General features: G+C 61.7%; 16 protein-coding genes. 8 read left to right on the top strand and 8 right to left on the bottom strand.

Annotated elements, in window-relative coordinates; genetic code table 11:
• Nucleotides 1-22: 22 nt before the first annotated feature.
• Genes M8Q45_RS11950 through M8Q45_RS11940 form a run of 3 tightly spaced genes read left to right on the top strand, consistent with a single transcriptional unit; the run spans nt 23 to nt 3,359 of the window.
• Nucleotides 23-904 carry a branched-chain amino acid ABC transporter permease gene (locus tag M8Q45_RS11950; RefSeq protein WP_249874915.1) on the top strand — a complete coding sequence of 294 codons (882 nt, stop codon included), beginning with the start codon at nt 23-25 and terminating at the stop codon, nt 902-904.
• A 12-nt stretch (nt 905-916) separates the two neighbouring features.
• Nucleotides 917-1,984 (top strand): branched-chain amino acid ABC transporter permease, encoded by a 1,068-nt coding sequence (locus M8Q45_RS11945; RefSeq protein ID WP_249874914.1) that lies wholly within the window; start codon nt 917-919, stop codon nt 1,982-1,984.
• A gap of 49 nt (nt 1,985-2,033) precedes the next feature.
• Nucleotides 2,034-3,359 carry an ABC transporter substrate-binding protein gene (locus M8Q45_RS11940; protein ID WP_249874913.1) on the top strand — a complete coding sequence of 442 codons (1,326 nt, stop codon included), beginning with the start codon at nt 2,034-2,036 and terminating at the stop codon, nt 3,357-3,359.
• Between the two features lie 182 nt (nt 3,360-3,541).
• Here the strand turns inward: M8Q45_RS11940 and M8Q45_RS11935 are convergent, their stop codons facing one another.
• From M8Q45_RS11935 to M8Q45_RS11925, 3 genes are all read right to left on the bottom strand, one after another.
• Entirely contained in the window at nt 3,542-4,513 is a 972-nt protein-coding gene (locus M8Q45_RS11935) for an IS110 family RNA-guided transposase (RefSeq protein ID WP_249873132.1), read from the bottom strand.
• 903 nt (nt 4,514-5,416) lie between these two features.
• Complete coding sequence (locus M8Q45_RS11930; RefSeq protein ID WP_249877317.1) at nt 5,417-6,490, bottom strand: IS110 family RNA-guided transposase; 1,074 nt, start codon at nt 6,488-6,490, stop codon at nt 5,417-5,419.
• Nucleotides 6,491-6,903: 413 nt separating this feature from the next.
• Nucleotides 6,904-8,007, bottom strand: coding sequence for a sigma-54 interaction domain-containing protein (locus M8Q45_RS11925; RefSeq protein WP_249874912.1), 1,104 nt, complete (start codon nt 8,005-8,007; stop codon nt 6,904-6,906).
• A 216-nt stretch (nt 8,008-8,223) separates the two neighbouring features.
• Here M8Q45_RS11925 and M8Q45_RS11920 point away from each other — a divergent pair, with 216 nt between their 5' ends.
• From M8Q45_RS11920 to M8Q45_RS11910, 3 genes are all read left to right on the top strand, one after another.
• Nucleotides 8,224-9,486: a serine hydrolase domain-containing protein gene (locus tag M8Q45_RS11920; protein ID WP_249874911.1), complete on the top strand. Its 1,263-nt coding sequence runs from the start codon at nt 8,224-8,226 to the stop codon at nt 9,484-9,486.
• 118 nt (nt 9,487-9,604) lie between these two features.
• A complete protein-coding gene (locus M8Q45_RS11915) occupies nt 9,605-10,942 on the top strand; it encodes an alginate export family protein (protein ID WP_249874910.1) in 1,338 nt (445 codons plus the stop codon).
• 50 nt (nt 10,943-10,992) lie between these two features.
• Nucleotides 10,993-12,096 (top strand): polyamine ABC transporter substrate-binding protein, encoded by a 1,104-nt coding sequence (locus M8Q45_RS11910; protein WP_502940560.1) that lies wholly within the window; start codon nt 10,993-10,995, stop codon nt 12,094-12,096.
• 34 nt (nt 12,097-12,130) lie between these two features.
• Here the strand turns inward: M8Q45_RS11910 and M8Q45_RS11905 are convergent, their stop codons facing one another.
• The 5 genes from M8Q45_RS11905 to M8Q45_RS11885 all read right to left on the bottom strand — a co-directional run bounded on the left by M8Q45_RS11905 (nt 12,131) and on the right by M8Q45_RS11885 (nt 17,663).
• On the bottom strand, nt 12,131-12,742 hold the full coding sequence (locus M8Q45_RS11905; protein WP_249874908.1) for a TetR/AcrR family transcriptional regulator: 612 nt from the start codon (nt 12,740-12,742) through the stop codon (nt 12,131-12,133).
• A 271-nt stretch (nt 12,743-13,013) separates the two neighbouring features.
• The gene (locus M8Q45_RS11900) at nt 13,014-14,045 is read right to left on the bottom strand and encodes an HlyD family secretion protein (protein WP_249874907.1); all 1,032 of its coding nucleotides are present in this window, start codon (nt 14,043-14,045) and stop codon (nt 13,014-13,016) included.
• A 6-nt stretch (nt 14,046-14,051) separates the two neighbouring features.
• Entirely contained in the window at nt 14,052-15,617 is a 1,566-nt protein-coding gene (locus M8Q45_RS11895) for an MFS transporter (protein ID WP_249874906.1), read from the bottom strand.
• The gene (locus M8Q45_RS11890; protein ID WP_249874905.1) at nt 15,614-17,080 is read right to left on the bottom strand and encodes an efflux transporter outer membrane subunit; all 1,467 of its coding nucleotides are present in this window, start codon (nt 17,078-17,080) and stop codon (nt 15,614-15,616) included. The genes M8Q45_RS11895 and M8Q45_RS11890 overlap by 4 nt, the downstream gene beginning before the upstream one ends.
• A gap of 205 nt (nt 17,081-17,285) precedes the next feature.
• Nucleotides 17,286-17,663: a response regulator transcription factor gene (locus tag M8Q45_RS11885; RefSeq protein ID WP_198797356.1), complete on the bottom strand. Its 378-nt coding sequence runs from the start codon at nt 17,661-17,663 to the stop codon at nt 17,286-17,288.
• A gap of 428 nt (nt 17,664-18,091) precedes the next feature.
• On the opposite strand from M8Q45_RS11885, the gene M8Q45_RS11880 reads away from it, so the two are divergent.
• Together M8Q45_RS11880 and M8Q45_RS11875 are read left to right on the top strand one after the other, a co-directional pair.
• Nucleotides 18,092-23,566 (top strand): trifunctional serine/threonine-protein kinase/ATP-binding protein/sensor histidine kinase, encoded by a 5,475-nt coding sequence (locus M8Q45_RS11880; protein ID WP_249874904.1) that lies wholly within the window; start codon nt 18,092-18,094, stop codon nt 23,564-23,566.
• A 128-nt stretch (nt 23,567-23,694) separates the two neighbouring features.
• Nucleotides 23,695-24,297, top strand: a complete 603-nt coding sequence (locus tag M8Q45_RS11875) for a lecithin retinol acyltransferase family protein (RefSeq protein ID WP_249874903.1) — start codon at nt 23,695-23,697, stop codon at nt 24,295-24,297.
• The last annotated feature ends 68 nt before the right edge of the window (nt 24,298-24,365 follow it).

Genomic DNA, 24,365 nt, shown 5'->3' with positions numbered 1-24,365 from the left:
GCCCGCGAAACAGGAAAACGCGATGGAATTTTTCTTTGAAGTATTGATTGGCGGGTTGCTCGCCGGGGTGATGTACGCCTTGGTGGCCATTGGTTTCGTGCTGATCTACAAGGCCTCCGGGGTGTTCAATTTCGCCCAGGGCGCGATGGTGCTGTTTTCCGCGCTGACCTTCGTCAGCCTGTTGGAACGCGGTGTGCCGTTCTGGCTGGCGTTTCTCATCAGCCTGGCGGCCATGCTGCTGATTGCCGTGGCGGTGGAGCGCGTGGTGCTGCGCCCGCTGGTCAATCGCTCGCCGATCACGCTGTTCATGGCGACCCTGGGACTTTCCTATGTCATCGAAGGTTTTGCCCAGGCGTTGTGGGGCGCACAAGTGCATGGGCTGGACCTGGGCATCAGTGACGAACCGCTGGAGCTCGGTGGAATGCTGCTGTCGCAGTTCGACATTTTTGCCGCACTGACCGCCGCGTCACTGGTGGTGTTGTTGTCCTGGCTGTTCAACAAGACCCGCTTGGGGCTGGCGCTGCGGGCCGTGGCCGATGATCCCCTGGCAGCGTTGGCCGTGGGCATCCGCTTGCAGCGGGTGTGGGTGGTGGTGTGGACGGTGGCGGGATTCGTCGGGCTGGTGGCTGGCCTGCTCTGGGGCGCTCGGCTGGGGGTGCAGTTCTCGCTGTCGCTGGTGGTGCTCAAGGCCTTGCCAGTGTTGATCATCGGCGGCTTCACCTCGATCAGCGGGGCGATCGTCGGCGGGCTGATCATCGGCGCCTCGGAGAAACTGGCGGAGGTGTACCTGGGGCCGATCATCGGCAGCGGCATCGAGAACTGGTTTCCCTATGGGTTGGCGCTGCTGTTCCTGCTGGTGCGTCCGGCGGGGCTGTTTGGCGAACGCGCCATCGAACGCGTCTAGGAGGGCTGCAGCATGTTTTATCGAGAAGCAGGCCAGTTCAACACCCGTTATGCCCAGGATCGCCGTAGCTTCCCCTTACGCCAGGATCGCCATGGCCTCGCCGCGCTACTGGCCGTTGCCTTTGTCGTGGTGCCGTGGGTGGGAAATGACTATTGGCTCAGCGCAATCCTGATTCCCTTCCTGGTGCTGTCCCTGGCTGGGCTCGGGCTGAATTTGCTCACCGGCTACGCGGGCCAGTTGTCCCTGGGATCTGCGGCGTTCATGGCCGTGGGGGCGTTTGCCACCTACAACCTCGAAGTGCGCGTCAGCGGCTTGCCGTTATTGATCAGCATCGCCCTGGGCGGGCTGACGGCGGCGCTGGTGTCCGCGCTGTTCGGCTTGCCAAGTTTGCGGATCAAGGGTTTCTATCTGCTGGTCTCGACCCTGGCGGCGCAGTTCTTCGTGGGCTGGGCGCTGACCCGGTTTAGCTGGTTTTCCAATGACAGCGCATCGGGGGTGATCAGCGCGCCGCGCCTGGACATTTTCGGTGTGAACCTGGACGCGCCGGCCGGTCGTTATCTGTTGACCCTGACGGTGGTGGTGGCGCTGTTCTGGCTGGGCAAGAACCTGGTGCGCAGCGAGTTGGGACGCCAGTGGATGGCCGTGCGCGACATGGACACCGCAGCGGCGGTGATCGGTATTCCCCTGGCGAAAACCAAGTTGCTGGCCTTTGCCCTCAGCGGGTTTTACCTCGGTGTGGCCGGCGCGCTGTGGGCCTTCGCCTACCTGGGCACCGTCGAGCCCCATGGCTTCGATCTCAGCCGCTCGTTCCAGATCCTGTTCATCATCATTATCGGTGGCCTCGGCAGCCTGTTGGGCAACTTCCTCGGGGCGGCCTTCATCGTCCTGTTTCCGGTGCTGCTTTCCAACCTGGTGTCGCTGCTGCCCGGCGGGCTGATTGACGCCGGCCAGTTGGAGAACCTGCAAAAGATGTTTTTTGGCGCCCTGATCATCCTGTTCCTGATCAAGGAGCCGGAGGGCCTTGCGCGCCTCTGGCAAGGTTTTCGCGAGCGTGCGCGGCGGTGGCCGTTGCGCTACTGAACAGCTCCATTGCGTTGATTCTCTATGGCTTCATAACAAGGAAAATCCGATGTCCAAACGATCGATCGCCAGCCGCCTCGCGCTGGCCCTGACCCTCACCGCCGCAGCGTTATCCGCCCAGGCTGGCAATGAACAATACTTCCCGCTGCAAAGCTATCGCGTCGGTCCCTACGCGGCCGGTGGCACCGGCTTTTTCGGTGGTTTCATCGACTACCTCAAGTACGTCAACGCCAGCGGTGGCGTAAACGGGGTGAAGCTGACCTGGAGCGAGTGCGAAACCGAGTACGTGGTGGAGAAGGGCGTCGAGTGCTACGAACGCCTGAAGAAAGGATTGAACGGCGCGCCGGCGGCCGCCACCAACCCGTTGTCGGTGGGCATCGCCTACGCCACGCTGGACCGTTCGACGGCCGACAAATTGCCGCTGATCACCATCAACCACGGCCGCACCGACTCCACCGACGGCAGTGTGTTTCCCTACGTCTTCCCGTTGCAATTGAACCCTTATTCCGAAGTGTCGGCGATTATCAACTACATCGGCCAGCGCGCCGGCGGGCTGGATAAGCTCAAGGGCCTGAAGATCGTCACGCTCTATCACGGCTCGCCGTACGGCAAGGAAACCAACGAGGTGTTGCAGGTCCTGGCGGACAAATACGGCTTTGCGCTGACTTTGCTGGAGGTGCCGCATCCGGGCAATGAGCAACAGTCGCAGTGGCTGAATATCCGCCGGGAAAAGCCCGATTGGGTGATCCTGCGCGGCTGGGGCGTGATGAACCCGGTGGCGCTGAAGACCGCGCAGAAAGTCGGGTTCCCGGCGGACCACATCATCGGCAATATCTGGAGCAACTCCGAAGACGACGCCGCGCCGGCCGGTGCCGCCGCCAAAGGCTTCATCGCCATTACCACGCACCCGTCTGGCACCGATTTCCCGGTGCTGCAAGGCATCAAGAAAGACGTGGTCGACGCGGGCCACGGCGACTTGGCGGACCCGAAGCGTTTCGGCACGGTGTATTACAACCTGGGCGTGGTCAACGGCATCCTCAACGTCGAGGCCCTGCGCATCGCCCAACAGAAATTCGGCCAGCAACCGTTGACCGGCGAGCAGGTGCGTTGGGGCTTCGAGAACCTCAGGTTGGATGATGCGCGCCTGAAGGAGCTGGGCGCCTTGGGGCTGGTGCAGCCGCTGCGGTTGTCCTGCTCGGACCATGAAGGGGGCGGCGCGGTGCGCTTCCAGCAGTGGGACGGTACGCAATGGAAACTGATCAGCGACTGGGTGCAGGCCGACCGTGCCTTGCTGCGGCCGATCATCGAAGCCTCGTCGCACCAGTACGCTCGGGAAAAGGGCATCACGCCGCGTGATTGCAGCAAGGAGTCCTGACGATTTGGGTCGCGACCAGGTGCCAGCGTCGGGGCTGGTGGTCTACTCCGCCCTGTAGGAGCTGCCGAGCGAAGCGAGGCTGCGATCTTTTGCGGATGACGATATCTCAAGAAAGATTAAAGGATCGCAGGCTTCGCCAGCTCCTACAGAGTCCAGCAGCCCTGTAGATACCGTCTTAAGTCTCACCGGGCAAGCGCAAGTTTCGGGTCATATGGCAGTCCTGACTTGAGCACTCCGTAAACGAAGTGCAGCAGTTTGCGCATTGCCGCGCAGATGATTTGTTTGGGGGCCTTGCCGTTGGCCTCCAGGCGTTCTTTCATCGCCATGATCGCCTTATTGTGTTTCAGCGCCACCATGCCAGGCATGTAAAGGCCTGCACGAAGCCGTGCTGACCCGATTCTCGAAATTAGGGTATGACCTTTAAGCTTTCCTGATTCTTGCAGCTTGGGATTCAGCCCCGCAGCGGCGACCAATTGGCGAGGATCGCTGTATTTGCGCAAGTCGCCCAGTTCGGCTAGCAATCGCTCAAGCGTTTTTTGTCCGATACCGTCGATGGTTACGATCAGATCCCGCATCTGACGCATATCCGGGTCGTCATCGATGTGCTTTTTGATCGCCTTATGTGTTTCAACGATCTCTTTTTCGATATGGCGCAGAACGGAGTTGATCGAGTCTTTGACCTTTTCGTCAGACACGTCCAGACGATTAAGCTCCATTTGTTCCATTTCCTGAAGGTCATCCAGGCGGCGCACCATAGCTTTCAACTGGCGATACTTCAGTGGCTCAGGTGCCCATGGCTGAAGCTTCTGATCCTTTTCCCGGGCGAAGTCGGCGATGAGTTTGGCATCGCTTTTATCGGTCTTGATGCGGCGCAGCTCGCTGTCAGCGTACGCTTTGGTCGTAGCCGGGTTCACGACGCAGATTCGGAAGCCTTTGTTGTAAACGAACTCGGCGAGCTCCAAGTGGTAGACGCTGGTGGCTTCCATCACGATCAGGGCCGAACGCTCGACGTTTGTGTCTAGCCAAGCCTCAAACTCTTTAAAACCTTTTGGATTGTTGGCCAGCTTGGCCTTGGTTTTGTGCTTGCCGTTGGGCAGGTGTGTAGCGATATCAAAAGTGTTCTTTGCAACGTCGACGCCAACGAAACCAGACATGATCGTTTCTCCACTTGTTCCCTTTTGCGATCATCACGTCACTCGGTCCAACCTTGCGAATGCGGGCTCTAGCCGGAGGCGGGCCCAAGATACCGTGCGAACTGTACGAGTGAGTGTGGAGGGCTGGAGCACGATCTACATCACAGGCAAAAAGCCTAAGGAGCTGCGCGGCTTCCAAGTCCCTCCCTCGATGATCAGTCGAGAACTATCGCTCCTGACGGAGCGATAGTCGAGATACAAGGAGCTGCCGAGCGAAGCGAGGCTGCGATCTTTTGCGGATGACGATATCTCAAGAAAGATCAAAGGATCGCAGGCTTCGCCAGCTCCTACAGAGTCCAGCAGCCCTGAGCTGCCGAGCGAAGCGAGGCTGCGATCTTTTGCAGATGACGATATCTCAAGAAAGATCAAAAGATCGCAGGCTTCGCCAGCTCCTACAGAGTCCAGCAGCCCTGTAGGAGCTGCCGAGCGAAGCGAGGCTGCGATCTTTTGCGGATGACGGCATCTCAAGAAAGATCAAAAGATCGCAGGCTTCGCCAGCTCCTACAGAGTCCAGCAGCCCTGTAGGAGCTGCCGAGCGAAGCGAGGCTGCGATCTTTTGCAGATGACGATATCTCAAGAAAGAGCAAAGGATCGCAGGCTTCGCCAGCTCCTATGTATGGACTCGCCCCCACTGTCAACCTGCGTTTGAACACCGATACCCGGTTGCATCTATGTATAAGGCCTGTTCGAGGAAGCATGATCAGCTTCTGGCCAACATTGGGTGAGCTCGCGGTATGCCGATTACAGTGAGGCCTCAAGGGCCGGTAGGAGCTCAGGCATCTATCCGCGACGGTCTGACCTGGGGTCAATGTTCCTTAGCAAGGGTTGAGGCGGCTCAGCGCCCCGGTGGCACAACTCGGTAAATTAATGGTCCATCGCAGCCTCCGGACTAGACGCCGGTTGGCGACGATAGGTTTCTTCGTTTTGAAGCAATACCCAAATGATTCGTAGGTTACGGTTGGCCAGTCGTACAGCCGCGCCTTTTTGTCCATGACGGTTCAACCAGCGCCGCAGTCGCCGATCATCTGGATGATCCGAATCCGGCCGCACCTGTTTCAACACCGCGTGCGCCCCTTGGATCGTCAAGCTTCGCAGGTAGGCATCACCACGCTTGCACATCTTGCCCAGTCTCACCGTCTGCCCGCTGCTGTGTTGTTCGGGCACTGTGCCGAAATAGGCAGCAAATTGCCGGGCATTTTGGAACCGCTCAGGTTCGGTCTGCTTGGCCAATACGGCGGTGGCGATGATGGGGCCGATGCCGCGTACCGTCATCAGCCGTTTCGCTGTTTCATCTTCACGAGCCGCGACTTCCAGCCGCCCCGTCAGCATACGGATACGTTCGCTCATCTGGCTCCACTCGCCCAGCAACTCGGCGATCAGCTCGCGCAACATGTCCGGTAATGGCTGGGTGGCATCCTCCAGTAGCCGTGGAATATTGCGGCCAAGGGAGGTTTCGCCTTGCGCAATGGCAATACCATGCTCGAGCAGCAAACCGCGCATCTGATTACCCAGGGCGGTACGCCGTCGCACGTAACCCTGCCGGGCCCGATGCAGTGCCTGCATGGCCAACTGTGCCGTACTTTTGACCGGCACGGCTGCAATGCCCTTGTCCCGACCTGCCCGCAATATCGCCAGCACATCATTTCGATCATTCTTCGCGCCGCTGCGATGCTCGGCCACACGCTGCGCTGGCAGAATCCGCACCGCATTGCCCTGTTGCTGCAACTGCCGCGCCCAGGCCTGCGCCCCTGGTCCCGTTTCCATCAACACTGTCAGGCCTGTGGGCAATTGGTGCAGGAACTTCAAAAAGGCTTCACGCGACTTGATTCGTTGTTCGTAAATCACCTGGCCGAGAGCGTCTTCTCCGGCCACCTGGAACACGTTCTTGGCAAGGTCCACCGCCAGGGTCGAACAGGCCGATACATCGGCTGGAGACAGACTGGTTTTGGTCGTATGCTTCTTCACGGGCTCGCCCTCGCTGTCGTTGGCTTCTTAAGAATGCCACCGTGGCGCTACAGACGCCTCGGCTTGGGCGAGTCCATCCAATTACAGAGTCCAGCAGCCCTGTAGGAGCTGCCGAGCGAAGCGAGGCTGCGATCTTTTGCGGATGACGGCATCTCAAGAAAGATCAAAGGATCGCAGGCTTCGCCAGCTCCTACAGAGTCCAGCAGCCCTGTAGGAGCTGCCGAGCGAAGCGAGGCTGCGATCTTTTGCAGATGACGATATCTCAAGAAAGATCAAAAGATCGCAGGCTTCGCCAGCTCCTACAATCCAGCAGCCCTGTACGAGGCTTCGCCACCTCCTACAGAGTGCAGCGGGAGCAAGCTCCCTCGCCACGGGTGAGCGTTGGCTCAAGTCGACAGGTTCACCACCCGTCCATCCCGCGTGCTCAACGCCCCCCGGCGTCGATTGACCACCAACTCACCGATCCGGATCAGCAGGCTGCGGGTGACGTTGCGGCTCAGGCCCAGCAGGCTGGCGGTGTGAACCTGGTTGCAACTGGCGTAGCGGTAAGCGGTGCGCAGCAGGGCGGCTTCGACCTTTTCATGGACATCGCCGTGGGCTTGCTCAAGCAACTGCACAAAGGCTTTTTCCAGCAACGCCTCCGCCGTTTGCGGCGCGCTGTCCTGCAGCGTGTCCTGGCGCTCGATGCGGAAATTGGACAGGTGCAGGTCCTGCTCGCCGATCACCCTGTTGCGGCAAATCAGCAGGGTGTGATGGATGACGTTTTCCAGTTCGCGAATATTCCCCGGCCAGGAATAATCGAGCAGTTTGCGCTGGGCCTGGGCATCCAGCGTGACTTCGCCATGCCCGAGCCGACGGCTGTATTCGGCGATGAAATGACGGATCAGCGGCAGGATGTCGCCGGGCCGTTCGCGCAAGGGCTTGAGCACCAGGCTGACCACATTCAAGCGGTAATACAGGTCCTCGCGAAAATGCCCGGCGTTGATGGCTTTCTCCAATTGCACGTTGGTGGCCGCCAGCACCCGCACGTTGATCTTGATGCTCTTGCGCGAGCCCAGGCGGACCACTTCGCGTTCCTGTAGAACCCGCAGCAACTTGACCTGGATCGGCAGCGGCAAGTCACCGATTTCATCGAGGAACAGCGTGCCGCCATCGGCCTCTTCGAACCACCCGGCCTTGGCCGTCAATGCCCCGGTGAACGCACCTTTCTCATGGCCGAACAGCTCGGCTTCCACCAGCGTCTCGGAGAACGCCCCGCAGTTCACCGCCACGAATGGCTTGTCGCGTCGGGCGCTGAGGTTGTGGACGTGGCGCGCCACCAATTCCTTGCCGGTGCCGGTCTGGCCGATGATCAATACGCTGGCGTCGCTGGGCGCCACTTGCTGCAAGTGGGCCAGCAAGGCCTGGGAACTGGGGTCTGCGAACACTTGGGCCGTGGCACGAATCGAGGTGGCCAGGCCGGGCGAGGGGGGAAGCGTGAGGAGCTGCATGACGGTGGCCCGTTTGGTGAGGGAACCTTAATCTAAGTGATCTAAAAAATATAAAACAAATAACATCAAGTTATAAGCTTAAGGCTTGGGCGCTGATCGCACAGTGGTCGAGCAAAATATTGTTATCGATAAAAACATTTATTGACTAAATAAATACATCGGATAATTATTTCCTCGCATCTGCTTTGACGCAGAGTCATTTCCAGGGGCGACCCGATGAATCAGAACACCATGCCTACACTGGCCAGCCTTTATGTACAGGTCTACGAATCTCCCACCCAAGCGAGCATGGCACCCACGTTCATGCAGGGCTTTCCCGCCGAACCCCAGCGCCGCGTCACTTGGCACAACTGGATGCGCCCGCCGTTCAACCAATGGGGGTTTCGCCACCTCGCGCGGCTGCGGCCTTCGATCGATGTGCCGGCAGGCACCGGCCCGGCCAGCCTGTTGCAGCAGGCGCCACGGGCATTGGATCAACTGCATTTCGACAGCGAATGCGGCTTGAGCGTCAGCGTCATCGACCATCTTGTGGCCAGCCAGACAGACGCGTTCCTGGTCATGCAGGGCGATACCGTGCTGTTCGAGCGCTACTTCAACGGGCAACAGCCCCATGACCGCCATGTCATGTTCTCGGTGACCAAGTCACTGATCGGTACGCTGGGTGAGCAGTTGGTGAGTGAAGGTTTGCTGGATCCGGCCCGACCTGCCGCCGACTACGTGCCGGAACTGGCCACCAGCGCCTTCGGCGACGCGACGGTGCTCCAGTTGTTCGACATGGCCGTCGGCATCGCCTACAGCGAAGTCTATGAAGACCCGGATTCGGAAAGCTCCCAGTACGGCTACGCCTGCGGGTTCCAGCCGGCGCCGGCCGAATACGCGCAGTTCGAGTCGCTTTATCAATTTTTGCCGTCATTGAAGAAGCGCGGCGGTCACGGGGGCTTCTTTCATTACGTCACGGCGACGACGGAGGCGCTGGCCTGGGTGATGGAGCGGGCGTCAGGCCAGTCCTGCGATCAACTGCTGGCGAAGGTCTGGGGCCAGCTGGGCTGCGAGCGCGATGGCTATTTCCTGGCCGACCCGTGGGGGCGCAGCGTGGCCGGTGCCGGGTTCAACGCCACCTTGCGCGACATGGCGCGTTTCGGTCGATTGCTGGCCAACGAGGGCCGCCATGACGGCCGGCAATTGCTCTCGGCGCAGACCGTCGCCCGCATCGCCGCCGGCGCCGACCCGGCGGTCTACGCCACCTCACCGGACTTCGCCGAATGGACCCCCGGCGCGTCCTACCGCAGCCAATGGTACGTGTTCAACGACCATAGCCAGGCGCTCATGGCCGGCGGCATCCACGGCCAGTATCTGTTCATCGACAAGCCTTCCGGTGTGGTGATCGTCAAGCAGTCGTCGTTGAAAGAGGCGGTCAGCCCGTTCGATGGCGACAGCGTGCGCATGTTGCGTGCGATCGCGGCGGAGCTTACCCGCTGAGCTGATCTACGCCCCGACCAGAAATCACGTTTCGTTCACCTGGCCTCGCCAGGTGTTGGCGACGTTCTGCGCCGCCATTCACTGCCCTGTAACAACAATAAATCAACAGGAGCTACTTATGGTTTGCACGACCCATGTGTCCCGGACGCTGCTGGCGCTCGGGCTCCCCCTGGCGACCCAGGCCGCCTTCGCGGGTTACGCCTTCGAAGACGGCAACCTCAAGGGCGAAGTCAATCTCACCGTCGGTGCCGCGGCGATTTCCAGCCGCAACGTCAATTTCGGCGCGGGCCGCGTCGACATGCGCAGCGGCAGGAACGACGGCACGAAAATCGATTGGCAGGAGTTCTACGTCAAGCCCGGCGTCAAGCTGGAATACGCCTTGCAGCCGGACTTCACGCTGTTGGCCGGCGGCTCGCTGGTGGGCGCGACCAACACGGGAGACGGCGATGCCGGTGGCTTCACCCGCGGCTCCGACGGCAAGGTCGACACCGAGGCGTTCTACGGCGGGGTCCGCACCGGTGAATGGACCGTCACCGCCGGCCGCCAGAACTACATGATCGGTACCGGTTTCATCGTGATGGATGGCAACCTCGATCAGTTGAAGGATGGCGCCTACTGGCTGGCCCCACGGACGGCGTTCAAGGACTCGGCCGTGGTTGCCTGGGATCACGGCGCGCTCAAGACCCAAGGCTTCGTCCTCGGGACAGACAGCGACCTGGGTGACTTTCGCATGAGCGGCGTGAACCTCGACTACAACGTCCAGGACCAGGTCACGCTCGGGGCCACCGCGTTCAAGGTCAAGGCCATGGGGCACAAGGATCCGGCCTCGCCGAGACATCGCGACGGCATGCTGGTGTACAACGTCAGGGCGTTGAACGCCAGGATCCCGGGCGTTCCCGACCTGACGCTGAATGCCGAATACGCCTTGGAACGCGGCAGCGGCGAAGGCGTGGATTACGACGCCAAGGCCTGGTACGGCCAGGCTGACTACGCCTTCAACCACCTGCCTTTGACGCCCGTCATTGGCTACCGCTACGCGAGTTTCTCCGGTGACGGCAACCTCACGGACAACCGCCAGCAAGCCTGGGAATCCTTGAGCAAAGGGTTCGTCGACTGGAGCACCTGGCTGATCGGTGACGTGGTCGGTAACTACCTGCTGTTCAACAGCAACGAAAACGTCCAGCAGTTCTCCCTCAAGACCCACCTCGACGAAACCCTCACCCTGGGCGCGATCCACTATCAATTCTGGCTCGACGAAAAAAACTACATGGGCGCGGCGGTCAGCGATCGGCGCTTTGCCGACGAGAGCGTAATCTTTCTCGATTGGGCGGCTTCGAAGGCGCTGACGACTTCACTCTCGTACAACTGGGTCAAGCCACTGGCGGCGGCCCGGCAGGTGTTTGGCGACGATCAGGAATTCAGTGCGCTGGAACTCTACCTCACCTACCGCTATTGATGCCGCGAGCCGTCGCGGCCGCGCTGGAGTCAAAAATGAAGAATTCGACCATGAAGAGTTTGTTGTCCAAGACGCTGCTGGGTGCTGTCGTTTCGATGCTGGCCAGTGGGGCGAGCCTGGCCGAGGAGCGGACCGTACGGATCTACAACTGGATCGAATACCTGCCGCCGGAAATCCTCAAGAGCTTCGAGGAGGAAACCGGCATCCGCCCGATCTACGACGTTTTCGACAGCGTCGAGACACTGCAATCCAAGCTGCTGACCGGCAACTCCGGCTATGACGTGGTGTACCCGAGCAGTTCCAACATCAGTCACTTGATTGCCGCCGGCGCCGTCCAGCCCCTGGACCGCAGCCAGTTGCCAAACTGGAAGCACCTCGATCCGCAGTTCATGAAGTCGCTGGAAGCGGTGGGCGACTCGGGCAACCTTTATGCGGCGCCGTACCTCTGGGGCACGACGTTGATCGGCTACAACGTCGACAAGGTTCGCCAGGCACTGGGTGCCGATGTGCAGATGGACAGCTGGGACATGATTTTCAAGGAAGAGAACATGGCCAAGCTCACCCATTGCGGAGTCGGTTTCCTCGATGCCGCCAACGAGATCGTGCCCATCGCCCTGCATTACGCCGGGCTGGACCCCAACAGTGAAAAGCGCCAGGACTATGCCCAGGCGCAGGCCACGATGTCGAAGATCCGCCCCTACGTGACCTATTTCAATTCGTCGCGCTATGGCATGGACCTGGCCAACGGCGAGATCTGCGTGGGCGTGGGTTGGTCCGGCGGGGTCGCCCTGGCCACGCGACTGGCCGACGCCGCAGGGAAGGGCGTCAAGGTGGCGATGGCGCTGCCCAAGGAAGGCGCACCGATGTGGTCGGACGTGATGATGGTCCCCGCCAATGCCCCGCATACTGCCGAAGCCTACGCGTTCATCAACTACATCTTGCGTCCCGACGTCATCGCGCGGATCAGCAACAAGATCGGCTACCCCAACCCGAACCTGGACGCCACGCCGCTGGTGGATGCAGAGATCCGCAACAACCCGGCCATGTATGTGCCGGACGAAGCACGCAAGACGCTGTTCGCCTTGGCGCCGGTGTCACCCGCCGTCGAGCGGATCCGCACCCGCACCTGGACCGCCATCAAGACCCATCGCTGATCAGCGCAGCCCGGCGTTGTGACGCCGGGCTCGCTCAGGCCCGCATGCCCTGAAACAGCAGTTCAGTGATGCGCCGGACCTGGGAGGAGTGCGCCTCGACGTCCGGCGGTTCCTGATTGACCAGGCGGAACAGTTGCAGGTGCGAGTAGTCGTTGAGCAGGAACGCGGCGAGCTCGACATCCAGGTCCGGGCGCAGCTTGCCGGCGTGCTGCAGTTCCCTGAGCAAGCCACTGATTTCGGCCCTGAGGGCATCGTTCATCGCCCGATAGCCTTCGGGCAACCCGTTGCCGCCACCGAACAGGATCAACGGCAGCAACTCCCGCCAGAGACTCGGGTGCATCACTTCCAAGGCATAACCGGTGAGCAACCGCTCCAGGTAGCACAGCGCCTCGACGGGGTCGTCCATCTCGGGAATCTGGCTGCGCGTGTCCTTGAGCGCGCGCTGGTCGGCGTCGTGGAGGATCTCCAGGATGATTTCCTGCTTGTTGCCGAAGTACTTGAACACCGTAGGCGCCGAGACCCCAGCCTGGCTGGCGATCTGCTCGATGGTGGTGTTCTGGAAACCCTGGCGCTCGAACAACGCCACCGCCGCCTTGCTGATGGCTTGGCGGCGTTCGGCTTTCTGACGTTCACGCAGTCCGGTCACGAAGAGGTCCTTGTTGAAAAGAGGGATCGAGGGCTAGCGCAAGCCCCATGTGGGAGCGAGCTTGCTCGCGATAGCGTTGCGTCAGTTGCGTATAAGGTGGCTGACACAACGCTATCGCGAGCAAGCTCGCTCCCACAGGTTCTTCCGCAGGTGCAGTCATGCTGACAGGGGCCTCCCACAGCATCCGCCCAAAATACTTAACTGGATAAAAACTTTAAAGCACATATTCGAAAGCGTCGTGCTGGCCCGTCTGGCGACGCAGGCCCGAACGTCACCCACCCACACGAATACGTGGCGTAACGGACATCCCAACGCGCAGCTTCGTCGCGCCGGGCTGGTCAGGATTGATGCGGATGCGCACGGGCAGGCGCTGGACGATCTTGGTGAAGTTGCCGGTGGCGTTGTGCGGTGCGACGGCCGAATAGCTGACGCCGCTGGCCGGCCCGAGGCTCTGTACCGTGCCCCGCAGCGCCTCTCCCGGCAAGGCATCCACGTCAATTTCCACGGTTTGTCCGGCCGCTACGCGCGCCAGTTGCGTCTCGCGAAAATTTGCCGTGATGTACACGGCATCGAGGGGGACTATCGCCAGCAAGGGGTTGCCTGTATTGACGAAGGCACCGACCCGGACCGATTTCTGTCCGATCGTGCCGCTGATCGGCGCTGTAATCCGCGTGTAGGAAAGCTTCAGTTCGGCAATCGCTTGCGTGGCTTCGGCGTGGGCAAGGGTCGCCGCGGCTTTTTCCAAGTCGGCCTTGAGCACGTCCACTTGTTGCCGGGCAGCCTGCAGACCTGCCTCGCTTCTGTCCCGGCGTGCCTGCTGGATGCTCAGTTGTGCTTCAGCCTGTTGCCGCGCCTGCACGGTGCCTGAGCCATCGTTGGCCAGGTTGCGATACCGCGTCTGGTTGACCGCCGCCAGCTTGAGTTCGGCCTCGCTCGCCGCCAGTGCGGCTTGTGCCTGGCGAATGGCGGTGGCCTGCCGGGCCAGGTGTGCTTGCAGGCTCGCGATGCCGGCGCGGGCGCTGGCGACCTGGGCTTTGGCGGCGTTCACGGCGGCGATGAAATCTCGATCATCGATGGTCGCGAGCAAGTCGCCTTTGTTCACCGTCTGGTTGTCTTCGATCAACACCGAATCCACCGTGCCGGACACTTGAGGCGCTACCGTCGTGAAGTCGGCGAGCACGTAGGCGTCGTCAGTCGACTGGACTGAGGCCGCGGATTCGGGACGATTGATATAGACAGCCCCGCTGATTGCTACGGTGAGCAGCAATGCACTGATGAACTTGGCTTTCTTTGGTAATGCCATGATGGGTCAACCGTTTGAGGACGTTGGGGGCGAGGCGGCCTGGATGACAGGGGCCGGGATGAAGCTCAGGCGCAGCACGAGAGGAATCAGCAACAGGGCCAGCACCCCAAGCACGCGGTAGGCATCGGCGATCGACAGCACCAGCGATTGCTGGCTGACGAGGGTCGTCAACTGCTGCGGCGCTGGTATTGAAGGCAAGGCGTTACCGGCCAGGGCGGCCTGGTCGAGCAACATCTCTGCGTGAAAGCGTCCGCGCGTGACCATCAATTGCCCGACCAGCGCAGCGCCGGCCAGTGATCCAAAGGCACGCAAGGTATTGATGGTGCCGGACACGTACGGCCCTTCGGCAGGCTGCACCACGCTGGTGATCAGGAACAGCATCGAGACGACGGCCATGGGTTGTCCCAGGGCTTGGAGCGCTTGCGCCAGCACGAACTGGTCGCGGTTCCAGTCGCTGGTCAATTGCGCGCCACACAGGCACGCCAGGGCAATCAGGATCAGCCCGCAGGTGAAGACGAGGCGGGCATCGACCCACTTCTGGTAGAGAACCAGCGCAACCAATGGGCCGAGCACCAGCTGCGGCAGCGCGACAATCAGGCCGATGGACGCCATCTGGTACGTCCGATATTCCTGTAGCGGGCCGAGATAGCTGGCGGGCAACAGGGAGCCGGACGTCAGCACCACGAGCAGGGAAAGGAATAACGTACAGCCCAGTCCGAGGTTGCGGCGCCCGAGAATCTGCAACTTGATGAACGGTGACGGGTGATACCACTCGGTCAACAGGTAGATCGCCAGCAGCGCCAGGCCTGCCGTCAGCGACGAAGCCACCAACGGCGACTCCAGCCAGTCCAGCCGTATTCCCTGGTCCAGGGCGATCGCTATCAGGCCCAGGCCGGGCACTGCGCAGGCCATGCCCAACCAGTTGGCTTGTCCGAAGCGGTGGGCCTGGACGGGCTCCTTCGGGAGTCCCCAGCCGATCAGTCCTGCGGCCAGGCAGGTCAGGGGAATGATCTGCCAGTACACCCAGCGCCAATCCTGCAGGCCATCCGTCCAGTAACCGGCGAGCCAGATGGACAGGTTGGGCGCGAACGTCGCGGTCATTGCGTACAACGCCAGCCCGTACAGCCGTATGGGGGGCGGCAGGAACTTCAAGGCCGCCATCATCAGCAACGGAATCGTCATGCCGCTGGCGACGCCTTGTGCGAAGCGCAGCATCAGCAGCAGTTCCAGGTCGCGAACAAAGGGCAGCATCACAGCCAGTATCGTACAGGCAGCCAGCACCCACAGTTCAAGGCGACGGACCGAGAAGGTCACGGCGAACCATGCGGAAAAGGGCATGGCGATCAGCTCTCCGGCGCTGTAGGCCGTGGTAAGCCAGGAGGCGTCGTCCAAGCCAAAGCCCAGTGCGCCTCTCAAGTCCGCCAGTGCCAGCGCGCCGACCCGGATGTTCAGTCCCGCCATCATCGCCGCCAGGAAAATCCCCAGCAGACCGACCAGCGGCCGTTTCGAGTCCCTCGCCTGGGGGCGTTCGCTGACGGACACGACCGCGGGCGACAGGGCCATGTCGTTCATCGAACCTGCTCCGGAGCCCAACCGCCACCCAGGGATTTATAGAGATTGACCACGGTGAGGGTGGCATTGGTCGTGCTGGCATTGAGACGGGTCTGGCTGGCGAGCACGTTGAGTTGCGCAGTGAGGACGCTGAGATAGTCGGCGGCGCCTTGTTCGTAACCGCGCTCGGCGGCGTGGAGTGCCTGCCTGTTCTGCTCGTATGACACCAGCAGCTCCTCATGCTCGCGCTGTTGGGCAGCCCAGGCATCCAGGGCGTTGTCTATTTCATGCCAGGCTTGCAACACGGTCTGTCGATAGGCGAGCGCGGCGGACTTTTGCTGTGATTCGGTCAAGGTCAGGCGCTGTTTCAAACGCCCGCCCTGGAAAATGGGCAAGTAAACCGTCGGCCCGACGGAGAACGCGCGCGAGTCCCAGCTGGTCAGGTCACCGCTGTTAAACGCTTCCACGCCGACCCGTCCTTTCAAGCCAATGCGCGGATAGAAATCAGCCTTGGCGACGCCGATGGCAGCCGTGGCAGCGTGCAGTTGCGCTTCGGCGCGCAGGATATCGGGACGCCGGTGGGCCAGTTCGGACGGCACGCCGAGCGGAACGCGCGTAGGCAGCGACGGCAGGGGCATGACTTCGCGCAGTTGCGCATCGAGGGCGCGGGGCTGTTCGCCCAACAGCAGCGCCAGGGCATTCATCTGGGCGTTGCGACGCTGGGCCAGTTCAGGCAACAGGGCCTTGACCGCTGCCAGTTGCGCGCGGGCGGAGGAGGTTTCGAAGTGCGTCGCCACGCCATTGCGTTCGCGGCTTTCGGCCAGGGCCAGGGTGCGTTCGGCAACGGCCTGGTTCTGCCGGGCAATGTCCTGTTGCGCCTGGGTCCCGCGCAACTGCAAGTAGGTCCGCGCGACTTCGGCGGATAAGGCCACCCGGGCGGCTTCGCGGTCATACAGCGTGGCCTCGACAGTCGCGGCCGCGCCTTCGCGCAGGCGCTGGGCGCGGCCCCATAGATCGATTTCCCAACTGGCGTCGAAACCCAGTTGCCAGAAATTCTGCGGGGCGGTGGGGGCACCGAGCGCCGCGGATTTGCCGTTCTCGCTCAAACCCTCACGGGCATAGCTGGCATTGGCGCCGACCTGCGGCAGCAGTTGCGACGCGGCGATGCCCAGTCGTGCACGGCTTTGCTCGATGCGTTCGGACGCCATTTGCAGGTCGAGGTTTCCTTCCCGCGCCCGGGCCTGCAACTGAGTGAGCAGCCCATCGTTGAACAGCAGCCACCATTGCACGGGCACTTCGCCCGACGTGGGGAAGGGGCCGGTAGGCGCCTGGCGAGGCTCCAGTTGCGCAGCGTCCAGTGCGCCTTCAGGCCGGACAAAGTCCGGGCCGACCATGCAACCTGCCAGGCAAGCAGCGCCGAGTGCGGCAACGACGCCGCAGAAACGCCTGGAAAAGTGTTGAGGTAAATCATGAGAGCCCGACATAGCCTGTTCCCCGGAGCGTTGCACGCCGCTCGAATAGCGTTCGCGGTGGGGCGAAAATCCAGAACGGTGATTTGCACACCGCCAGTGCATGTTATGAGCGGGCTCCTCGGGGCGCACTTCTGCATCGGTTCAGCGAAACCATACGTGGGTGCGAGAGGCGTTATACGAAGGTATATGGATAGCGGGGAAGTACTCGCCAGGACGGTCAGTGGCGCTGACCCAGGGCGCTGGCGATACAGTCCAGCAGCCTGTTGGCATCGCAGGGCTTGGGCAGGCAGGCGACCAACCCTGGAACATTGGCGGCCAGTTGCGGGTAAGCGGTAATGAACAGCGTGGGGATGCGCCAGCCTTTTTCGACCAGATGCCGATGCAACTCGATGCCGCTCATGCGCGGCATTTGTATGTCGCACACCAGGCACTGCGTCTGCCCGGGCCCTTTCGCGTCGAGGAACTCCAGGGCTCCGGGATACGTGCGCACGGCGTAACCGCTGGATCGCAACAGGTTATCGAGCGCCGCGCGAACGGATTCGTCGTCATCGACTACCGCAATCGTGGCCTGGTCGTGCAGGGGGGTATCTGGCATGAGGATCGCTCGTAATGGCGCCTGTCTTCACTTCACCATACGCGGTCCCGCCGGGTGCAAAAGTATACCTGTGTATACCTTGCTAAGACCAAAGGAGCGACGCTGGATACCTGGAGAGTAATGATCGCGGCGCAATTTCAAATAGACTGGCGCGGCATCGTCGACTGGCCTGGCTATCGACGGCCAGGCCCAGTGGTCACCTGCGATCCGAAAAAAGTTTGGGAAGGAAACTGGCGAAGCGCTAATCTTGCGATGGCAACACGATCCGTCCCGGACCCCGACACGGCGTTTTTCTGTCGAGTCGCGGCGCCGCCATGGAAGCCGCATCAACGCGGTAGCATCGGCAATTGCGACATGACACTGGATGCCAGCTCGACGGCAAATGTGATTGAGACATATTTTTGCGCCAGTGCCGATGGATAACCAGCATGCAAATACAATGGGACGACGGCGAGCGTATCTTCACTCGGGAGCCACGCTCGGTGGAAGCAGGCGACGGCAGTGTCCTGGTGGCGCGGCCCGCCACGGGGCAACCTCGTCCGGACTGTCTCGACCGTCTCGCCCATGAGTTCGACTTGCGGGACGAGTTGGACGCCGCATGGTCGGTGAAGCCTGTGCAGCTGGTCCGCGAAGGCGCCCAGGTGCAACTGGTGCTCAGCGACCCAGGCGGCTTGCCCCTGGTGCACTTGCTGACATCGCCCTTGGAAATCACCCGGTTCTTGCAACTGGCAGTGAGCATCGCCGTGGCATTGGGCAAGCTGCATCAGCGCGGCCTGATCCATAAGGACATCAAGCCCAGCCACATCCTGGCCGATTGTGATGACGGACAGGCCAGGCTCACCGGGTTCGGCCTGGCGTCGCGCTTGCCTCGCGAGCGGCAGGCTCCTGAAACCCTGGCCGGCACGCTGGCCTACATGGCGCCCGAACAGACCGGAAAAATGAATCGCTCGATCGACGCGCGCAGCGATCTTTATTCCTTTGGTGTCACGCTTTACCAGATGTTGACCGACTCGCTGCCATTCACTGCCTCTGATCCGATCGAATGGGTGCACTGCCATATCGCCAAACAACCCCTGTCGCCTTGTGAGCGGATTGCAACCATTCCCGAGGTGCTTTCCCGGATCGTCATGAAGCTGCTGGAAAAGACCGCCGAGGAGCGCTACCAGACGGCTGCAAGTGTCGAGCATGACCTGCGCCAGTGCCTGGCGCAGTGGCGGCAAGGGCAGTGCATCGAGGCTTTTGCGCTGGGTGAGCAGGGCAGTTCCGACCGGTTGCTGATTCCAGAAAAACTCTATGGGCGAGAACGCGAAGTCCAGGCGCTGGTCGATGCGTTCGGCCGCGTCGTCGACAGCGGCGTGACGGAACTCGTCTTGGTGGCGGGCTATTCCGGTATCGGCAAGTCCTCCGTGGTCAATGAACTGCACAAGGTGCTCGTGCCGCCACGGGGACTGTTTGCCAGCGGCAAATTCGATCAATACCGGCGGGATATTCCCTATTCGACGCTGGTTCAAGCGTTCCAGAGCCTGGTGCGCATGCTCTTGGGCAAGAGCGATGCCGAACTGGCCGGTTGGCGAGACGCGTTGCAGGCGGCGTTGGGCCCTAACGCACGGCTGATGACGGACCTGATTCCCGAGCTGCGGCTTATCCTCGGCGAGCCCCCTGCGGTCCCGATACTTGACCCCCAGCAGGAGCAGCGGCGCTTCCTGCTGGTGTTGCGGCGTTTTATCGGCGTGTTCGCCCGACGAGAGCATCCGCTCGCGCTGTTCCTCGACGATCTGCAATGGCTCGATGCGGCCACGCTGGACTTGCTGGACGACTTGTTGACCAGCGACGATGTACCCTATCTGCTGCTGGTCGGGGCCTACCGCAGCAATGAGGTCGATGAGTCACATCCGCTGGCCGGCAAATTGAAGGCGCTGCGTGGCGCGGGCAAGGTCGGCGAACTCACGCTGGCACCGCTTGCCAAGGGCCATATCGAGCAGTTGATTGCCGACGCACTGCACGATCAGCCGGCGCGTATCGAGCCCCTGGCGCAGCTTGTGTTGGACAAGACCGCTGGCAACCCTTTCTTCGTCATCCAGTTCCTGCAGGCGCTCGCCGACGAGGGGCTGTTGGCGTTTGATCACGGCGCCCGGCAGTGGTGGTGGGACCCGGACCGTATTCACGCCAAGGGCTACACCGACAATATCGTGGACCTGATGGTCGCTAAGCTGGCCCGCCTGCCAGCAGAAACACTACAAGCCCTGCAGCAACTTGCCTGCCTGGGCAGTGCTTGCGGGCTCAAGTCGCTGGCGATCGTGCTGGCAATCCCCAGGACGCAAATCCGAGCGGTCCTCTGGGAAGCGATTCGCCAGGAGTTGGTCGAGCGACGTGAGGGGACGTACGGGTTTGTCCATGACCGCATCCATGAAGCCGCCTATTCGATGATTCCTGTCGCGTCACGGCCCCAGCTGCATTTGAAGATCGGCCGGACGCTCGCCAGGCAAACATCCTCCCAGGCCCGTGACGAGGTGATCTTCGACATCGTTGGCCAGCTCAACCTCGGCGCCGCGTTGCTCACGGACCCCGCCGAGCGCGAGGAACTGGCGGCGCTCAACCTGCTGGCTGGCCAACGGGCCAAGGCGTCAACGGCCTATGCGTCGGCACTCAACTACCTGGCCACCGGGGTCCGGCTGTTGGGCGACGACTGTTGGGCTCATCGACACGGGCTTGTTTTCGCCCTGGAACTGAACCGGGCCGAATGTGAATTCCTGACCGGCCAGCTCGCCATCGCCGACGAGCGCCTGACGATGTTGTCGGACCGTGCCGTGACGTTGAGTGAGCGCGCCAGCGTCGCGTGTCTGATGATGGACGTGTATTTGCTCATGGACCGCAGCGATGGCGCGGTCGCGGTCTGCCTCGCCTACCTGCGGCACGTCGGTATCCAATGGTCAGCCCAGCCGAGCGACGAGGCGGTGCGCGAGGAATACGACCGGATCGGAGCGCTGCTGGGGGATCGCGCGATCGAGGACCTCATCGACCTGCCGCTGATGGAGGACGCGACGTCGCTGGAAACCGTCAATGCCCTGGGCAAGCTGTTCGCCCCAGCCTTGCAAAGTGACGCGAACCTGGCGGACTTGTTGATCTGCAAGGCGATTACCCTCAGCCTGGAATGGGGCAACTGCGACGCGTCATGCGTGCTCTACGCCAACCTGTTCAGGGTCGCGGGGCGGCGCTTTGGTGACTATGAGGTCGGCTTCCGATTTGGCCAGCTTGGCTGCGACCTGGTCGAACAGCGTGGCCTGACACGGTTCGAGGCCAGCACCTATCTGTGTTTCTCATGCTTCGCGGTGCGCTGGATGCGGCCCGTGGGCGAATGCCGCGACCTGTTGCGTCGTTCGTTTGCGGCGGCGAACCGGATCGGCGACCTGCCGTATGGCGCCTATGCGGGTAATAACCTCACCGCGGACCTGCTTTTTGCCGGCGAGTCGCTGGCCGAAGTGCAAGGGGAGGCTGAACGAGGGTTGGCTTACGCCAAGAAGGTGCAGTTCGGGCTGGTGACTGATTTTATCGCCACCCAATTGCTGTTGATCCGGATGCTCCGGGGCCAGACGCCAACGTTCGGCCGGCTGGACGATGACGGACAGGACGAGCCAACGACGGAAACCCATTTGTCCGGCAATCCCGACCTGGTCCTCGCCGAATGCCTGTACTGGGTGCGCAAGCTGCAGGCCCGCTACATGGCCGATGAGCCTGTAGCGGCATTGGCCGCCGCCGAAAAGGCGCAGCGGTTGCTCTGGGTATGCCAGGCGTTTTTTGAAGAGGCCGAATTCCATTTTTTTGCCGCCCTGGCCCATGCTGCCGTCTGCGCCGACGCCCCTGACCATGAACGGGGGCAACACGTGGACGCGATGATGGCAGCGCATCGACAGCTCCAGGCTTGGGCGCAACAGTGCCCGGACAACTTCGCGAGCCGCGCCGCGCTGGTGGGTGCCGAGATTGCCCGCGTCGAAGGGCGCCTGATCGAAGCCGAGTTGCTTTACGAACACGCCATGGAGGCCGCCCGGGAAAGCGGTTTTGTGCCTATCGAGGCGCTCGCCAACGAACGGGCTTCACGGTTCTATGCGGGGCGCGGCCTCGACAAGATCGCTCGCATGTACATGCAGGATGCCCGCTATGGCTATCTGCGCTGGGGGGCTGATGGCAAGGTCCGGCAGCTTGAAGCACGATACCCGTGGCTGAGGGATAAAGAGCCCGCGCCTGATCCGGCCTCGACGATGGCCACGCCCGTGCAGCAGTTGGATATCGCGACGGTCCTGAAAGTCTCCCAGGCCGTGTCGGGTGAAATCGTCCTGGAGAAACTGATCGATCGGGTCATGGCCACGGCCATCGAACAGGCCGGCGCCGAACGCGGCTTGTTGATCCTGGCCGGCGACGGGGGGCACCGGATCGCAGCGCAAGCGACGACGGGCGGCAACACCTTGCAACTGCATGATGTTCCGGTCAGTCCGGAGCTGTTGCCGGAGTCGATTCTTTACCATGTGCTGCGAACCCAGGAGAGTGTTTTCCTCGACGACGCCACGGCCCCGGTCGCCGCAGCATTTGCCACCGATCCCTACCTGCTTGCGCGACGCGTGCGCTCGGTGCTGTGCCTGCCGCTGATCAACCAGGCCACGCTCGTCGGCGTGCTCTACTTGGAAAACAGCCTTGCCGCCCACGTCTTCAGTCCGACGCGTATCGCCATCTTGAACCTCGTGGCGTCCCGTGCGGCCATCTCATTGGAAAATGCCCGTTTGTATCGTGAGGTGGCCGAGCGCGAAGCGAAAATCCGTCGCCTCGTCGATGCCAATATCATCGGTATCCTCGTGTGGAATGCCGAGGGCGACATCATTGAAGCGAACGATGCTTTCCTGCGCATGGTGGGTTACGAACGCGATGACCTGGTCTCCGGTCGCCTGCGCTGGCGGGACCTGACGGTGCCCGAGTATCGAGAGCTGAGCGAGCGCTCATTGGCCGAGGCCCTGCTGACCGGACAGGCCTGTCCGTACGAGAAGGAATATTGGCGCAAGGACGGCAGTCGTCTGCCGGTCATCGTTGGCCTGGCCGTGTTCGAAGCCGGCAGTGGGGAAGGCGTGGCCTTTGTGCTGGACCTGACCGAGCGCCGGCAGGCGGAAGAAAAAATTCGTGAAAGCGAACGCCGCTATCGCGAGGTGCAGACGGAGCTGGCCCACGCGAACAGGGTGGCGACCATGGGGCAGTTGGTCGCCTCGATTGCCCATGAAGTCAATCAGCCGATTGCCGCGACCATCCTCAATGCCGACGCGGCGTTGCGTTGGCTCAATGCCCAGCCGCCGGAGATCGAGGAGGTCAGGCAAATACTGGGACACCTGGTCCTGGACGCCAATCGGGCCGCCGACGTGCTGGGACGGATTCGCCAGCATATCCGCAAGGCGCCGCCACAGAAGGGGCCCGTGGACATCAACGCGGCGATTGAGGAGATGATCGAGTTCAGCCGCTTTCAGATCATCAAGAGCGGCGCTTCGATACAAACACAACTGGCCGACGCCTTGCCTGCCATCGAGGGCGATCGCGTGGAGTTGCAGCAAGTGTTGCTCAACCTGATCATGAACGCGCTGGAGGCCATGGGCGGGGTCGATGAAGGCGATCGGCACCTGTTGATCTGCTCCGCGCGGGAGGATGGCGGATACGTCAGGGTGACGGTGAGCGATTCGGGACCGGGTTTCGCCCTGGAATGCACCGAGCAGGTGTTTACGTCGTTCTACACCACCAAACCTACCGGGCTCGGGCTGGGCTTATCCATCTGCCGATCGATTATCGAGGCCCACGGTGGCAGCTTGAGAGCCGGTGCCCATCCACCCCGTGGTGCCACGGTGGAGTTCACACTGCCTATCCAACGCAACTGAACGCCTGAAGCCCTCATACCTAGGTTTACCGAGCGCATATCAATCGATCAGCGAAGCAATCCCTTGTACAAATGATCCCCGCCAACCCGCGCGATAGATTGATTGCACGGGTTGCGGAGTATCTGGCAATGAAACTGACAGCCATCGCAGCGGAGGAGTTTTCGTCCCTTCGTTCAATCGTGCTTATTTGCCTGGCGCTGATCACGACGAATGTTTTCTATCGTTTGAGCGTGCCCATGTCGCCGGGTTGCCTGTCCCTGGAGCGTCGCCAGTGCGCTGGGCGGGCCGGTGCATTGGCGAATGTCCCGTTGGCGCCGGTCGATGTCATGGCCGCCGACCGGGTGCCGTTGGGTGCGCACCTGGTGAGCCCGCGCCGGTTCTATCTTCATCACGGCATTTACCTGGGCGACGGAAAAGTCGCCCACTATTCAGGGCTCGGCGGCTCGCTGAAGGCGGGGCCGATTGAAGTCACTGGTCTTGAACGTTTCGCCAGTGGCAAGCCCGTCTGGATAGTTCGCGAGGCTGGCCAGTATCGTGCCGATGAAATTGTCCATCGGGCGCGTTCGAGACTGGGAGAAAACCGGTACCGGCTGTTCTCCAATAACTGCGAACATTTCTGCACCTGGTGCCTGACCGGGAAAAGCTACAGTGTGCAACTCAATGCTTGCTGGCGTCGTCCGCGGGCGTTTCTGGCATCGATCACGGCCTTGGGAGACAACCTCGTCGCGTAGCGCCTGGATCAGGCGTGGCACGCGTTGGGGCTGAAGGCGCTGTGCTAGACTTTTTTGTCCATTACGCG

This window comes from Pseudomonas sp. T1.Ur (assembly GCF_023516725.1).
Classification (GTDB): Bacteria; Pseudomonadota; Gammaproteobacteria; order Pseudomonadales; family Pseudomonadaceae; genus Aquipseudomonas; species Aquipseudomonas alvandae.
The sequence above is the reverse complement of the archived record's forward strand: the minus strand, read 5'-3'. Positions and strand labels throughout refer to the sequence as shown.

Excerpts from the sequence above, each read along its gene's own strand:
- M8Q45_RS11925 (WP_249874912.1), bottom strand. The coding sequence starts at position 8,007 with ATGCAGCTCCTCACGCTTCCCCCCTCGCCCGGCCTGGCCACCTCGATT.
- M8Q45_RS11900 (WP_249874907.1), bottom strand. The coding sequence starts at position 14,045 with ATGGCATTACCAAAGAAAGCCAAGTTCATCAGTGCATTGCTGCTCACC.
- M8Q45_RS11875 (WP_249874903.1), top strand. The coding sequence starts at position 23,695 with ATGAAACTGACAGCCATCGCAGCGGAGGAGTTTTCGTCCCTTCGTTCA.
- M8Q45_RS11895 (WP_249874906.1), bottom strand. The coding sequence starts at position 15,617 with ATGAACGACATGGCCCTGTCGCCCGCGGTCGTGTCCGTCAGCGAACGC.
- M8Q45_RS11950 (WP_249874915.1), top strand. The coding sequence starts at position 23 with ATGGAATTTTTCTTTGAAGTATTGATTGGCGGGTTGCTCGCCGGGGTG.
- M8Q45_RS11880 (WP_249874904.1), top strand. The coding sequence starts at position 18,092 with ATGCAAATACAATGGGACGACGGCGAGCGTATCTTCACTCGGGAGCCA.
- M8Q45_RS11885 (WP_198797356.1), bottom strand. The coding sequence starts at position 17,663 with ATGCCAGATACCCCCCTGCACGACCAGGCCACGATTGCGGTAGTCGAT.
- M8Q45_RS11940 (WP_249874913.1), top strand. The coding sequence starts at position 2,034 with ATGTCCAAACGATCGATCGCCAGCCGCCTCGCGCTGGCCCTGACCCTC.
- M8Q45_RS11915 (WP_249874910.1), top strand. The coding sequence starts at position 9,605 with ATGGTTTGCACGACCCATGTGTCCCGGACGCTGCTGGCGCTCGGGCTC.
- M8Q45_RS11890 (WP_249874905.1), bottom strand. The coding sequence starts at position 17,080 with ATGTCGGGCTCTCATGATTTACCTCAACACTTTTCCAGGCGTTTCTGC.
- M8Q45_RS11920 (WP_249874911.1), top strand. The coding sequence starts at position 8,224 with ATGAATCAGAACACCATGCCTACACTGGCCAGCCTTTATGTACAGGTC.
- M8Q45_RS11945 (WP_249874914.1), top strand. The coding sequence starts at position 917 with ATGTTTTATCGAGAAGCAGGCCAGTTCAACACCCGTTATGCCCAGGAT.
- M8Q45_RS11910 (WP_502940560.1), top strand. The coding sequence starts at position 10,993 with ATGAAGAGTTTGTTGTCCAAGACGCTGCTGGGTGCTGTCGTTTCGATG.
- M8Q45_RS11935 (WP_249873132.1), bottom strand. The coding sequence starts at position 4,513 with ATGTCTGGTTTCGTTGGCGTCGACGTTGCAAAGAACACTTTTGATATC.